At 47.1% G+C, this 14,111-nt stretch carries 12 protein-coding genes; 1 reads left to right on the top strand and 11 read right to left on the bottom strand.

Annotation, left to right across the window (positions count from 1 at the left end):
- Window positions 1–99 precede the first annotated feature (99 nt).
- From rsmA to trpS, 11 genes are all read right to left on the bottom strand, one after another.
- Complete coding sequence (gene rsmA, locus FC61_RS11605; protein ID WP_011667242.1) at window positions 100–990, bottom strand: 16S rRNA (adenine(1518)-N(6)/adenine(1519)-N(6))-dimethyltransferase RsmA; 891 nt, start codon at window positions 988–990, stop codon at window positions 100–102.
- The gene (rnmV, locus tag FC61_RS11600) at window positions 980–1,552 is read right to left on the bottom strand and encodes a ribonuclease M5 (RefSeq protein WP_021741007.1); all 573 of its coding nucleotides are present in this window, start codon (window positions 1,550–1,552) and stop codon (window positions 980–982) included. The genes rsmA and rnmV overlap by 11 nt, the downstream gene beginning before the upstream one ends.
- On the bottom strand, window positions 1,539–2,315 hold the full coding sequence (locus tag FC61_RS11595) for a TatD family hydrolase (RefSeq protein ID WP_035464088.1): 777 nt from the start codon (window positions 2,313–2,315) through the stop codon (window positions 1,539–1,541). The genes rnmV and FC61_RS11595 overlap by 14 nt, the downstream gene beginning before the upstream one ends.
- Before the next feature lie 119 nt (window positions 2,316–2,434).
- Window positions 2,435–4,468 carry a methionine--tRNA ligase gene (gene metG, locus FC61_RS11590; protein WP_021741009.1) on the bottom strand — a complete coding sequence of 678 codons (2,034 nt, stop codon included), beginning with the start codon at window positions 4,466–4,468 and terminating at the stop codon, window positions 2,435–2,437.
- Window positions 4,469–4,747: 279 nt separating this feature from the next.
- A complete protein-coding gene (locus tag FC61_RS11585; RefSeq protein WP_035464091.1) occupies window positions 4,748–5,593 on the bottom strand; it encodes a DUF72 domain-containing protein in 846 nt (281 codons plus the stop codon).
- An 11-nt stretch (window positions 5,594–5,604) separates the two neighbouring features.
- Entirely contained in the window at window positions 5,605–5,931 is a 327-nt protein-coding gene (locus tag FC61_RS11580) for a hypothetical protein (protein WP_011667237.1), read from the bottom strand.
- Window positions 5,932–5,943: 12 nt separating this feature from the next.
- Window positions 5,944–6,642 carry an NAD-dependent protein deacylase gene (locus tag FC61_RS11575; protein WP_024525723.1) on the bottom strand — a complete coding sequence of 233 codons (699 nt, stop codon included), beginning with the start codon at window positions 6,640–6,642 and terminating at the stop codon, window positions 5,944–5,946.
- 27 nt (window positions 6,643–6,669) lie between these two features.
- A complete protein-coding gene (locus FC61_RS11570) occupies window positions 6,670–7,635 on the bottom strand; it encodes a hypothetical protein (protein ID WP_021741013.1) in 966 nt (321 codons plus the stop codon).
- A gap of 14 nt (window positions 7,636–7,649) precedes the next feature.
- Entirely contained in the window at window positions 7,650–8,912 is a 1,263-nt protein-coding gene (locus FC61_RS11565; RefSeq protein ID WP_042516671.1) for a hydroxymethylglutaryl-CoA reductase, degradative, read from the bottom strand.
- 11 nt (window positions 8,913–8,923) lie between these two features.
- Window positions 8,924–9,844, bottom strand: a complete 921-nt coding sequence (locus tag FC61_RS11560) for a Ppx/GppA family phosphatase (RefSeq protein WP_021740896.1) — start codon at window positions 9,842–9,844, stop codon at window positions 8,924–8,926.
- A gap of 20 nt (window positions 9,845–9,864) precedes the next feature.
- A complete protein-coding gene (gene trpS / locus FC61_RS11555) occupies window positions 9,865–10,881 on the bottom strand; it encodes a tryptophan--tRNA ligase (protein WP_035464008.1) in 1,017 nt (338 codons plus the stop codon).
- Between the two features lie 820 nt (window positions 10,882–11,701).
- On the opposite strand from trpS, the gene helD reads away from it, so the two are divergent.
- Window positions 11,702–14,008 (top strand): RNA polymerase recycling motor HelD, encoded by a 2,307-nt coding sequence (gene helD, locus FC61_RS11550; protein ID WP_035464006.1) that lies wholly within the window; start codon window positions 11,702–11,704, stop codon window positions 14,006–14,008.
- Window positions 14,009–14,111 lie beyond the last annotated feature (103 nt).

Below are 14,111 nucleotides of genomic sequence, written 5' to 3'. Positions count from 1 at the left end.
GCACTTCACCTCTGTGAAACAATTATATCATCGTTTCACAAAAATTGCAAATTATACCACAACACCCTCAAAACCGCAAGAATCCATAGTTGGTAAGGGTTACATCAATCCCTCATTGTGGAAAGCGTTCGTTAATTCGATAAAATTAAGTAGCGTTAAGCGTTCTGGCCGCAGCTGACGCGAAATACCCGTTTGATTCAAAACTGTTTCAATTCGTTCACGAACCTCTGGCTGTTTACCAAAAATCCCCTGAAGATTGTTCCACAACGATTTTCGACGATGTGCAAAGCACCCCTTAACAAAACTAAATAAAGCCTTGTCTTCGTACGGATTCACTGGTAGCGCTTCGCGTGGCGTCAAGCGAATAATGGCTGAATCCACGTTAGGTTGGGGAATGAACGCTGTTCGAGGAACATTGAAAGCAATCTCCACGTGCGCCCGGTACTGCATAATCACTGATAAAGAGCCATAGGCTTTCGTTCCTGGCTCGGCAACTAGTCGTTCGGCCACTTCAGCCTGCATCATAACCACAATTGCCTCAAACCTAACCGTACTCTGCAAAACACCCATCAAGATTGGTGTCGTAATGTAATACGGCAAGTTGGCCACTAACTTCAAAGGCCGATCTGCTTCGAATTCATCTGCTACCACTGCTGGTAAATTGGCCTTTAAGATATCTTCATTGATGATTTTAACATTTTTATAATCCATCAAGGTTTCATCTAAGACCGGCAAGAGGTTCTCATCAATCTCAAACGCCACCACCTTGTGGGCCCGTTTGGCAATCTGCTCGGTCAACGCCCCAATCCCGGGCCCAATTTCAATCACATTATCGTGATCATTCACATCACCCGCAGCCACAATATTACGTAAAATATTGAGGTCAGACAGGAAGTTTTGCCCGAGACTCTTTTTAGCTACCAGGCGATAGCGGTTCAAAATTGCCTTGGTACGGGCTGGTGATCCAATTTCAGGAAGTTCATTTGTCATGTGATTGCTCCTTTTCACGGACCTGCTGTAAGGCAGCGGCAAAATCGGCTGGCTGAATACCAAACATCCGTAGTCGTTTTTCAAGTTGTTTGCCATTAACGTAGCCAATCTGGAGAATCTCTCCTAATTGTTCACGTCGTGCTTTAGCGCCAGCACCACCAATTAACCCTGCCGCCAGCAAATCATCATGCGTAATCAAGGTAGGGGCTGCCGTTGTCTCCGTATAAACGTGATCGAGAGCCGCGCGAATAGCGGCTGGACTGGCATGTTCGACGCCTAGTGAACCACCCGCTTTTTCCGGACGTCCCGCCGCTTTAGGTAAAAACGCGTGCTTGGCATTCGGAACGGCTTCAGCCACAATCTTGCGAATTTTTTCACCTGAGAAGTCAGGATCTGTAAAAATGATCACGCCACGCTGATCCGCCAATTTTTGAATTAACGTCAACGTATCATCGTCAATAGCGGACCCCCGTGTTTCAATCGTATCAGCATTCACCGCGCGATTAATTTGCTTCGTATCGTCCTTGCCTTCAACCACTAGGACTTCTTTAATCTTCTTCAATCTTATAAAACTCCTCTGCGTTTTTAAACGTGGCGGCCGCAATTACTTCCGGTGTCGTCTCACGTTCTTTAGCGATCGCTTCCACCGTGTAACGCGTAAAGCCCGGTTCATTTTGCTCACCACGATGCGGTTCAGGTGTCAAATATGGCGCATCCGTCTCGACCATCATCACGTCTAATGGTGTCGCGCGAACGGCATCGTGGACCTCGTGGGCATTCTTAAAACTAGCGACACCTGAATAAGAAATGTGCATCCCTAAATCAAGAAACTTCTTCAGCCACTCGGGGTCACCATTAAAGCTATGCATCACACCGCCGATGTCGCGAATGTCAGCTTCTTTAATGATGCGGTACGTGTCGGCAAAAGCATCCCGATTATGAACCACGATCGGTTTACCAACTTCTTTAGCAATCGCAATTTGCCGAGCAAATACCCGCCGTTGCACGTCTTGGGGTGACGTATCCCAGTGATAATCTAGGCCAATTTCACCCAGTGCGACTACGCGACTATCTGTCAATTGTTCTTCAAGTAATTTTTCAGCCCCGTCATCATAATTCTTTGAGTCCTCGGGATGCCAACCAACTGCGGCGAATAACTGGTCATATTGGTGAGCCAGCTTAATGGCATCCGCATTCAACTGCGTGTTGGAGCCAATATTGGTCATCTTAACCACGCCCAGCTCGGCCGCGCGTTTGAGATACCCCGGCACGTCATCCAGAAATTCTTCGCTATTGAGATGGGTATGCGAATCAAAGATTTTCATCATGGGTCTCCTTTTCCGTAAGTTAAAAAACGTGGACGGACGGCTTAACGCCTCTACCGTCCACGTTTTATGTTAGACATACAACAATCATCGGTCAGACAGGTGTGCCCGACACCATTCTAGCTAACGTCAGAACCGTTAACCAGACTGTCAGGTAAGGTCAGCAAGGTCACTTGTCCATCATGTTCGGCAGACAATAACATCCCTTGACTAACTTGTCCTCTCATCTTTCGTGGCTTCAAGTTCGCCACAATGACGACCTTCTTGCCCACTAGTTCTTGTGGTTCTGGATACCACTCAGCAATTCCGGAAAGAATTTGCCGGGTCCCCTGATCGCCAGCATCTAATTGGAACTTCAGTAATTTATCAGCCCCGTCAACATGGTCAACGGCTTTGATTTCAGCGACTCGTAATTCAATTTTTTCGAACTTATCAAACCGAATTTTCGGCTTGTTTAAAGTTAAGTCTTCAGCTGCTGGTTCATTAGCGGCCTGTTGGGCTTCTGCTTTAGCGGCCATGGCTGCCCGTCCCTTCGTCTTTTCTGACTTGGTCATCTTACCCTGAATAAAGTCGACTTCTTCTTGCACATCAATCCGTGGGAAAATAGGGGTTCCCTTAGCGACGACTTGCTTACCTGCTGGTAGGTCAGCTAACATCAAGTCCGTCATCGTTAAGGTGGCAACGTCTAAGCCCAATTGGTCAAAGATTTCCTTAGGGGCATGCGTCATAACTGGACTGATAAGCGTGGCAATGACCCGCAAGCTAGCAGCCAAATGAGCCATAACAGCAGCCAATTCTGTAGCCTTGCTATCATCTTTGGCTAACTTCCAAGGTTCCGTTTCATCGATATACTTATTGCTCCGCGCTACTAACTTCCAAATTTCTGCCAAAGCATCAGCAAAATGCATTTGGTTCATCAAGTCATGATAGTTCGTGATGACTGTGGCTGCTGTGGCTTCCAAATCAGCATCAAACTCGGTAACTCCAGCTTGATATTGTGGTAATTGGCCACCCTCATATTTGTTAATCATTGCAACGGTCCGGTTCAATAAATTCCCCAAATCATTAGCCAAATCATAGTTTAGCCGATCAACAAAGTCTTCTGGTGAAAAGACCCCATCATTACCGTAAGGCATTGCTCGCATCAGGTAGTACCGCAACGCATCCAGCCCATATCGATCAACCAAGGTTTCTGGATAAATCACGTTACCCTTAGATTTAGACATCTTGCCGTCTTTCATCAATAACCAACCGTGGGCAAATAATTCCTTGGGCATTTCTAGCCCTAAGGCATGGAGCACAATTGGCCAATAGATGGAATGGAAACGAACAATTTCTTTACCCACCATTTGCACATCAGCGGGCCAGAACTTCTTAAAGAGGCCATCATCATCACTGGTGTAACCCAACGCGGTGATATAGTTTAAAAGAGCGTCAATCCACACGTAAACAACGTGCTTAGGATCACTCTTGACTGGTACCCCCCAGCTGAAAGTTGTCCGCGAAACAGCGAGGTCTTCCAATCCAGGCTTGATGAAGTTATTAATCATTTCTGTCATTCGTGATTCTGGTTGGATAAAGTGCGGATGGCTGTGGTAGAAATCCAACAACCAGTCAGCATACTTACTCATTTTGAAGAAGTAGGATTGTTCCTTTACTAGAGAGACATCATGACCAGAAGGCGCTTGCCCACCGATCATTTTGCCATCGGCATCCCGATAGACTTTGGCCAATTGGGTTTCCGTAAAGTATTCTTCATCATCTTCGGAGTACCAGCCTTCATACTCACCCAAGTAAATATCACCCTGTTTGAGTAACCGGTCAAAGATCGCCTGAACAGCGGCCACGTGTTCATGGTCTGTTGTCCGAATGAACTTGTCATTGGAAATCTCTAACGTCTTCCACAACTGCTTGATGCCCGTCGCCATGCCGTCCACATATTCTTGAGGCGTTTGGTTTTGGGCCTTGGCCTTATCTTCAATCTTCAGGCCATGTTCATCTGTCCCGGTTAAGAAGAACACATCATACCCATTGCTCCGCTTGTAACGAGCAACCGTGTCACACGCAATTGTCGTATAAGAATTACCGATATGTAACCGTCCAGATGGGTAGTAAATCGGCGTGGTAATGTAAAAACTTGGTTTGTCTGCCATAAAATAAAAGCCTTCCCTCGCTCTAAATTATTTCGTAATTTTCAGGTTAGATTTTAATGTAAATTCTAACCAAGTATAGCATAAACCCCGGTTGAGCCATAGCAGACAACCGGGGTTTTATGGATAAATCTGCTAGTGTCTTTTGCAGGCAACTGTAGACGCTGATTTTTCTCGGCCGTCACAAACATCTCATATTAGTGGTTATTCCAGCCCATTTGACGCGGCCAGTGGACGGGCAATTTAAACCACCAGTGAGCCATAGAACTAACCGTTACTACTTCAAAACAAGTCTAGCTGTTGTGGCGCCAGATTCTGCCAATGTAAGCCTAAAATTTCCTGTAGCCGTAACGCATTAGGTGCCGCGTCCTTAGCTGAATTGTTGTTAAAAATCACACACACCTGTTGGGCGTGCTGTGCGACCCGTTTCACCAATACAGCAATGTCTTGCAATTCGGGTTCACTATAACGATAAAGCGTACGGGTCTTCCGCCAATCAGCGCCCTGGTTGAACCAGCCTTGTGCATTGCGACCATGAAGCCGCACCACTGCTAACTCCGGTGTCGTGACCGTTTCGACTAACGGAATCCCATCATTTAAGTTGTGGGGCTCATCAGTTGTCACATTGGTTAACTTCAACGACTGGAGATAGGCCATGACATCCGCAGTCATACCCGGTGTCTCAAACCAACTGGGACTCCGGAATTCGACGGCTACCGGCAGTTTTCCCATTTTCAGCCGAACATCGCGTAAATATTGAATATTCGCCGTCGTCCGATTGAAGAACGGTGGAAACTGGAACAGCACCGTCATGAGTTTTCCGGCCGTTACCATGGGCTGAATGGCCATAATGAACTGGTCAAAAGCCGCTGTAATCCCTGCTTCATCCAGAGGGTGTTGCCGATCATGACGTGTCATGACCTGATTGGCTTTCAAAATGTATTGAAACCCATCAGGTACTGCCGCTTGCCAATTCGCCACCGTACTTTGGCGAGGGATACCGTAAAAGGGCGTATCTAACTCAACGACAGGTAAACGTCCTGCGTATTCAGTCAGGGTTACGGGGCGCTCCTCACCGCCAATCAAAGCGGGATGTTCTTTCCAAGTGGTCAATCCAATGGTAATCATCCAATCCCCCCTCACTTAAACCGTTCAAATTGCTTAATTAGTTCAGCCTCCGGTGTTGTCAAACGCCCATTTAACTGACTAATCAGGCGTTTACCAGCTAAACGGTCGTTATACCGAATGCCCGTCACGCATAAATCAATTAAAGCAAACAGAACCGTTATTAAGACCGCCTGTTGCCGCGCAAAACTCTGATTGAACAACGTCACAATCTGCCCGCCAAAAGCCAATTGTAAAATGCCATAGATAATCAACGTATCGGGAATCAATTGCAGCACATTTAGCCAACGTAATCGGCGCACCAGTTGGCGCAGCTCTTGGATAATCTCCTGATGGCTCATTGCTAGACCCCCCTATACGGTTAACGTTTCAAAGAAACTCGTTGCATCTGTCTGAATCATTTGATAATCAATTCCCAAATTCAGCGACTCTTGATTAATCGCCACAACTTGGGCCTGTGGCGCCCGATAATCTAATAAACCAGCAAACGGATAAACACGCATTGACGTGCCGACAATTACAACGAGATCGGCCGTCTGCATAGCAGCAACCGCTCGCTGAACATTGACTTGATTCAGTCCCTCTTCGTAAAGGACGACATCTGGCCGTAACCAACCGCCATCACTCTCATGATAAGGTGACTGCAAATAGTCTTGCCAAGCAACCTCTTGCCCACAGATCTGGCAATATACCCGATATAGATTCCCATGAAACTCGATCAGATGTTGCGTTTTCGCCAATCGATACAGGTTGTCAATATTTTGCGTGATGACTGTCGCCCGTCCTTGTTGGGTTAGCGCCGCCTGCTTAGTATGAATGACATTGGGTTGCGCCTGCGGATAATATAAATTTTGTTTGACATAATCGTAGAACGTCTCGGGTTCCTGAGCCAAACACGTGTGGCTCAAATAGTATTCCGCGTTGCGATGACCGGTATACAAGCCATTTTTTGAGCGGTAATCCGGAATCCCTGACGGTGTTGATACCCCAGCACCCGTTAAGAAAACAATGTGTTTAGCTGCATCGAATGCCTGTTGTAAAGTTGCTGCCATCCCCATCATCCCTTCATAACGCTATGGTTACCGTAAAATATATGGCATCTTCAATTGCTTAAAGAGCTCCTCAACTGTCAAATTATAATACTTAGTAAAGTACTCTGGTGAGTCTTCTTTAGGCGCCGGTGCTGGCAGAACAAACGCATTTTGTTGATCCGTTCGATTGATTCCAACATATGCCCGGCGTTGGGTTGTCTTTTCGTGCATATCTGAGTGATAAAATTCAAAGACTTGCTTCACTTCTAGGCTCAGTTGACGCTGAGATAATACACTCGATAGCGTCGTGAACTCTGTATTGTGCAGGGCTGGCAAGTGCCAAGCCTCCAGCTGTTCATCAAAGGCTTTGAAGAGTTTGACGACATTGCGACGTAAAGAGAATGGTGACGTCACTGGCTTTTCGGTGATAATTGCGTAAAGCTTTTTTGCAGCCGCTAAACTAATCGGATAGTCTCGTTCAAACTGGTCCATGACCGCTTGATCGTCCGTCCCGAAGAAGACCAGCGCATCCAATAGTGTCAACGTTCGTAACGTCATTTCGTCATCAACTGGTGTTGGTTCTGGCTTCAACGTTGCCGTGATCCCGTTTAAGTAAAGCTGTTTAATCTCGTCAGTGATCAGCTGATGTTTTTGCTGCTCTTTAACGACTACCATATGGCTAACGATGTCATATAGTTCCGTCCCCATAATCATAAGTTGTTCATCCAACTGCGGTTGCCCCGTGGTTAAGGAGAAGAAAACTTGGGGAAAGCCAGACAGTACCATGAGTAAATGGACCAGCTCATGAGCTGCTGTGTAGTTTGGTGCGGTCAGATCAGCAACCTGAATGACAATATCATCGCCCACTTTAACTTGCTGAGCCTGATCGTGGCGTACAAACCCCACTCGTTGATCACTAATAAAAGATACCGACACCTTACCCGGATACAAGGCGTTAACTTGGTCTAACAGGCCCTGCACCTCCGTATTGAGTTGCACATCTTTTGCTTGCATGTTTGTCTATTCACCTATTTCTTTAAATTTTCTTGTCGAATGGCAGCCAAGGCTGCTTGTGCCTGTGTTGTGGTCGGCTGGGTAATGGTTTTCAACCGATCGAGCACCGCTGGTAACTCAGCTGGCGTCGCACCCACCGATAAGGCCAGTGATTTGCGCTGTAGTGCCATGTGCCCCCGTTGAATGCCATCGCTCACTAAAGCGCGCAGTGCCGCAACATTTTGCGCAAGGCCAACGGCGGCCGTAAGTCCCATTAACTGCCGGGCTGTCGTGATCTGAGCGAGTTGTTGATTGACCCGTACGAGTGGTAAAACTCGTGTGGCACCGCCAACAACCCCCAAGGCCAACGGCAACGTCAATTCACCATGGAGTTGCCCATCCGCTAACCACCAGCGACTGAGCCCCTGATACTGACCACTGCGACTCGCATAAGCGTGCGCACCACTTTCAACCGATCGCCAGTCATTCCCCATCGCGAGAACAACCGCATCAATCCCATTCATAATGCCTTTATTGTGCGTCACAGCACGATAAGGATCAACTTGGGCTAACGCGCTGGCCTGACAGATTCGTTCGGCCACCTGCTGGCCCGTGAGTGTTCTGGTGGCTAATTGGGCCACTGGCACTGCACAAGTAGCGGTGGCTAAACTATGGGTCGCATAATTACTTAAAATGCTCATTAAAATATCAACGTCAAGTTGTGTTCGAATCTCGGTAGCAACTGCCTCAGCTAACGTGTTTACCAAGTTAGCCCCCATCGCCTCACCGACATCAATGAATAAATCAAGTGACACCCAATCTGGTGGTAGACACCGCACACGAATTGATCGTGCACCACCGCCATGGGTTAACAGGCTCGGATGAGCGGCATTCGCCACTTCCAAGAGTCGGGACTCATGAGCCATTAGCCAGTCACGTAAATGTGCCTGATCGGTTACATGACTAAAAACAATCTGACCCATCAATTCACGTTGTTTGACTGTGGTGGTAATGCCCACCTCACTCATCAATAAGCGACCACCATTACTAGCGGCAGCGATGACGGATGGTTCTTCAGTTACCATGGGAACCATCACGTCATGCCCATCAACGCGCAGATTCACTGCCACGCCCTCGGGTATCCCGTAAGTCGTCAAATAGTTCTCAATGAGTTGATCATCAGTCGCTTGCCGTCGTGCGGCAATTAACGCTAACTGCGCCACGGTTAAGTGAGCGCGTTGTGCTAAATGATCCCGCCTAGCTGCATATGATAATCGATAAAATGGCATTAGCATCACAATCGGACCTCCTATCGTTGGCTCAGGTACTCAGAGATAATCCCCTCACGCACGCCACTTTCCGAGAAAATCACCCGGTCAGAATCTAACATTTGCAGTAGCGTGACTAATGGGAGCATCCCACCAATAATAATATCGGCCCGTTCAGGTTCCAACCCCGAGATACGTTTACGCTCGGCTAATGGCACCCGTAACAGGCGTTCAAAGGTTTTCATGACTTGACCAGTGGTTAACCGGTAGCCGTGAATGTTTTCAACGTGTAAAATCTTTTGTTGTTGACGGTTCATCCGGGCCAATGTGCGATTGGCACCTCCCAGTAGAACCAAGGGTAAGTGCTTGGCGTCGTTTAGCCACCAAATATCTTGTAGTCGTTCCCGCAAAAAGACCTGCGCGGAGAATAAATCGACGGCCGTTACCCGATCATCTAATCGGAATTGTTCTGAGAGATTAACAGCCCCAAATGGCACACTGATTAAGCTGGCTGCTTTACCGTCTTTGACGTGAACTAACTCACAGCTGGCCCCACCAGTATCTAGTAGCAAGCAATCCTTAATCTTCAACCGATTAACAGCGCCTAAATAATCATAGTAGGCTTCTTGATCACCGGACAAAACTTCTAAGTCAATGTCTGTAGCAGCCGCGACCCGTTTCAAAAATTCTTCACGGTTGCGTGCCTGGCGAACTGCTGCCGTGGCAATACCCCGAACAATGAGGTGTGGCAATTGCTCGTAATACGGTCGAAACGATTTTAGTGCCGCAATCGTGCGATCCATGGCCTTGGGTTGCAAGATCTTTTCTGGGCCCATCCCCTCGGATAGCCGGCTATCGGCTTTGATACGGTTCACTTCACGATAAGTGCCATCGTCGTGAAGCTCATTAACAGCCATCCGCACGGAATTAGAACCTAGATCAACTATGGCTAAATTTTGCATCGCACATCCCCCATTCCCGGTTACCCGAAGTAGTCAATTCCAATCGCGTGACGCACTTCATGTAAGGTCTGAGCAGCCACTTGGTTTGCCCGTTCACTACCTTGCTTCAAGATATCATAAACACCGGTTTCATCAGCGGCAAATTGTTCGCGCCGATGCCGAATAGGTTCTAGCTTTGCCTGCAAGACCTCATTGAGATACCGTTTGATCTTCACGTCACCCAAGCCGCCATGTTGGTATTGGGCCTTTAAATCAGCAACTTTGGCTGTATCATCGGCAAAAATATCCAGATACGTGAAAACCGTATTGCCCTCAACATGACCGGGATCTTCCACGTGGATATGTTCGGGATCGGTGTACATCGACATGATCTTCTTTTGAATCGTGTCGGCGCTATCGCCCAAGTAGATGGCATTATCCAAAGACTTACTCATTTTAGCGTTGCCATCTAGTCCAGGAATTCGGCCTTGGCCTTTAGGTGGGAAATACCCTTCTGGTTCAACTAAAATTTGTTGGTCATAAATATTGTTGAAACTCCGCACAATTTCACGAGTTTGTTCCAACATGGGTTCTTGGTCTTCACCTACGGGCACCGTGTCTGCTTTAAAAGCGGTAATATCAGCGGCCTGACTCACTGGGTAGATAAAGAAACCGGCGGGCACACTTTCACCAAACGCCTTTTGCTTAATTTCAGTCTTCACCGTTGGGTTGCGATTTAACCGAGAAACGGAGACCAAATTCAAATAAGCCATCGTTAATTCATTAAGTGCTGGAATTTGTGATTGAACTAAAATCGTTGATTTAGCCGGATCAATCCCCACTGCTAAATAATCTAAGGCAACTTGTAACAAACTGTGCCGAATTTTTTCTGGATCTCGTGCATTATCAGTCAGGGCTTGCATGTCAGCAATCATGATATAGGTCTCATAATCGCCAGTGTTTTGTAACGCAACGCGGTTTTTCAATGAACCAACGTAATGACCAATATGTAGCTTACCAGTGGGGCGATCCCCTGTTAAAATGACGTGTTTACTCATTATCTTCATCCTTTCCAAAAAAGCGCCCTCTTAGCTACTTGCTAAAAGGACGCTAACGCGCGGTACCACCTAATTTGCAGTTCATGACTGCCTCTTGTCGATAACGGCGACCCCGCGACACTAATCATCGAATTTTAAAGTGATCTAACGACCCACTTCGTCACTGGAAACGTTGCACCAAGCCATTTCCTCTCTGAATTTGGACTACTTTTATCGTTAGTCTTACATAGGTTCATTTTAGAGGTTTTAGGGGTGGATGTAAACTATAATGTCGCAAAATCTGGCGAATTTCAGTGAGCGGTAAGCATAGAGACTTTTGTAGGTTACAACCGCCACGTGACTTCCAGGCTAAGAACTAGTAGGAATCAATAACAGCCACAAGTAGTTGCCAGTACAACAATACCAACGATCACAAATAATTAGGTTAATACTTCCAAAACAGCTAAATATAATTGTTCTAATCGGACTTAAGGTTTAACCAACGTGACCACACCACGCCACAGTAGCCCGACGGGAAGTGGCAAATGGGCTCAGTACCGTCGTTATCCTTAGTGAGCGGGTTTAGCGCGCTTAGGATAAGACCGAGCTTTGAGACAAGTGATCTTCTTGGCTTAAAGTCGTGTCCGGTACGTTCCAGCCCATTTGCTACGACCAGAGGGCGGGCAATCTCGACAAATGTACTCATTTATCGTAAGTCCTAAGACAGGCAATCCTATGCCAAAAAACTTATTAAAATAAACTAGGCGCAATCGTTTGACACACTCCCCAAATATGACTAAACTTGTTAGGCACTTTAGCCTATCCAAAGGAGGCGGTCAGTTTGACCACCAGCGAAGAAGCACAAGAACAACAGCGTGTTGACCAGGTTGCTCACGCCATTGGTCAACGCATCGCCAAAACCGATGCGGACTACCAAGCGGCCCATCAAGAACTACGTAACGTGTTGCAAAATTACAGCGAAAACACCTCGGTTAACTGGTTCGAAGTCGATGACCGAATCGAAACCAGTGCCGAACTCCAGCAACAACGGGCATTAGTTTCTCGTTTAACTGAAAATCAAAATATCATTCAAGATCAATTAGATACGTTTAAAAACTTACAAAAATCTCCGTACTTTGGTCGCATCGATATCCAAGATCCCGGTGAAACCGACAGCGAGTCACTTTACATTGGCACTGCCTCGTTCGTTGATGACGATCAAAATTTCTTAGTTTATGACTGGCGTGCCCCTATTTCTAGTATTTATTACAATGGGGTCTTAGGACAGGTCGCTTATCACACCCCAGCTGGTGACCAGCAGACCAAGCTACTCAAGAAGCGACAGTTTCTGATTCAAGATGGTCAAATTGAAAGTATGTTTGACACCAACGAAACCGTTGGAGATGAAATGCTGCAGCACGCCTTGGGTGAGCAAAACGACGCCACCATGCAAAATATTGTGGCAACCATCCAACGGGAACAAAACGATATTATTCGTGACACCCGCAGTGACCTCTTAGTGGTCCAAGGGGTTGCCGGCTCTGGTAAGACATCGGCCATTTTACAGCGGATTGCCTTCCTGTTATATCACAGTCGGCGCGATCTTGAGGCCGATCAGATCGTCTTATTCTCGCCCAATCGGTTGTTCAGCCACTACATTAGTGATGTTCTACCCAGCCTCGGTGAGCGCAACATGCGCCAAGTCACCTTAGCCGAGTTTCTAACGCAACGGTTCCAAGGCTTAACGGTGCAAACGCAATTCGACCGTTACGAAACTGATCAGCAACATCCCGTAAACCTCTCCTTACGAAACTTCCAAGAAAGTGCTGCCTTAATGACGGCTATCAACGAGTACTGTCATCAATGTACGGCTGATGATTTACTGTTTACGGATATCCGGTTTCATGGTCGGGTGTTCTTTTCAAAAGAAGAAATTCGTGATATCTATCGCCAATTTCCAACTGCGGCAGCACCAGCTGATCGCTTCTTGCGTACCAAAAATGAATTGGAAAAGCGCTTGAAGCATCGGATCGCTGAAGAAGCCAAGGCCGACTGGGTTCACGACACCATCGACCAACTCAGTGACGAGGACTATCACAACCTCTTAGGCGAAAAACACTTAGGTAAATTTGAACAGCTCGACGATGAGATCGACTACATCGCTCGGCAAATCGTTCGCCGACGCTTGCGACAAGTCGATGACGCTATTTATAATGGGTACTTTTTAGACGCGTATAGCCAATACACTGCCTTTTTGAAACAGTGTCCGTTACCAGAAGATGTCACCTCTACTGACTGGCAAGACGCCATCGCGAGTTACCAACATGATATCGAATTTCACCATCTCGCCTTAACGGATGCTGCCCCACTATTGTACCTTCGTGATATTTTAATTGGCGGTGGTGCTAATCACCGCATGCAGCATTTATTTGTCGATGAAATGCAAGATTACTCCATGGCGCAACTTATTTATTTACAACACGCCTTTCCACGAGCCAAGCTCACCTTATTGGGCGACAGCGAACAGGCCTTATTCAAAGCCGTTGAATCGCCGGAAAGTATTCTCAAAAAACTCAATGCCGCACTAAATATCAAGCGCTCGCGTCTGATCACCTTGCGACGCTCCTACCGCTCAACGTTACCCATCACAACCTTCGCGAAGGCTTTACTCCCCGATGGTGATCAGATTGAAGCCTTTAACCGGCCGGGCGACCTGCCCAAAGTGGTCATTCGCTACGATGAAGCAGCGGCGTTCAAAGCCTTGGCTCACGAACTTAAATTAGAATTAGCAACCAATGGAACGGTCGCCATTCTGACAAAAAGTACGGCTGAAGCCAAGCTCGTGTACCAAAAGCTCCATGCCGACTTTGATCTAACCCGGTTAACGGATACCGACCGATCACTGCCTAAGGGTGTTGTGGTCTTACCTATCTACCTGGCCAAAGGCTTAGAGTTCGATAGCGTTATCGCCTACAATGTCTCCGCCGAAAATTACCCAGATGAGCAATTAACCGGGACGCTGTATACCATCGCATCACGAGCCATGCATCACCTGACACTACTATGCATCGGTGCTGCATCCCCTCTGATTGCCTCTGGTAAGATTCCGCAAGCAGACTTACAGATTGAACATGAATTTCAGAATTAATTGCTACGAACGTTTTCCAGGAAATAATTCCGACCCCGGACAACACTAAACCCGTCCACTGTAACCTCGATTGGTTATAGTGGACGGGTTTTTATTGCCAGCC

This window comes from Levilactobacillus brevis ATCC 14869 = DSM 20054, assembly GCF_001433855.1.
GTDB classification, from domain to species: domain Bacteria; phylum Bacillota; class Bacilli; order Lactobacillales; family Lactobacillaceae; genus Levilactobacillus; species Levilactobacillus brevis.
Note: the sequence above shows the minus strand (reverse complement) of the source record. Positions and strands in the feature narration are given on the sequence as shown.

Bases quoted from the DNA above. Each gene is read 5' to 3' on its own strand.
- rsmA (WP_011667242.1), bottom strand. From the start codon at position 990: ATGACAAATGAACTTCCTGAAATTGGATCACCAGCCCGTACCAAGGCA.
- FC61_RS11595 (WP_035464088.1), bottom strand. From the start codon at position 2,315: ATGAAAATCTTTGATTCGCATACCCATCTCAATAGCGAAGAATTTCTG.
- metG (WP_021741009.1), bottom strand. From the start codon at position 4,468: ATGGCAGACAAACCAAGTTTTTACATTACCACGCCGATTTACTACCCA.
- FC61_RS11585 (WP_035464091.1), bottom strand. From the start codon at position 5,593: ATGATTACCATTGGATTGACCACTTGGAAAGAACATCCCGCTTTGATT.
- FC61_RS11580 (WP_011667237.1), bottom strand. From the start codon at position 5,931: ATGAGCCATCAGGAGATTATCCAAGAGCTGCGCCAACTGGTGCGCCGA.
- FC61_RS11575 (WP_024525723.1), bottom strand. From the start codon at position 6,642: ATGGCAGCAACTTTACAACAGGCATTCGATGCAGCTAAACACATTGTT.
- FC61_RS11570 (WP_021741013.1), bottom strand. From the start codon at position 7,635: ATGCAAGCAAAAGATGTGCAACTCAATACGGAGGTGCAGGGCCTGTTA.
- FC61_RS11560 (WP_021740896.1), bottom strand. From the start codon at position 9,844: ATGCAAAATTTAGCCATAGTTGATCTAGGTTCTAATTCCGTGCGGATG.
- trpS (WP_035464008.1), bottom strand. From the start codon at position 10,881: ATGAGTAAACACGTCATTTTAACAGGGGATCGCCCCACTGGTAAGCTA.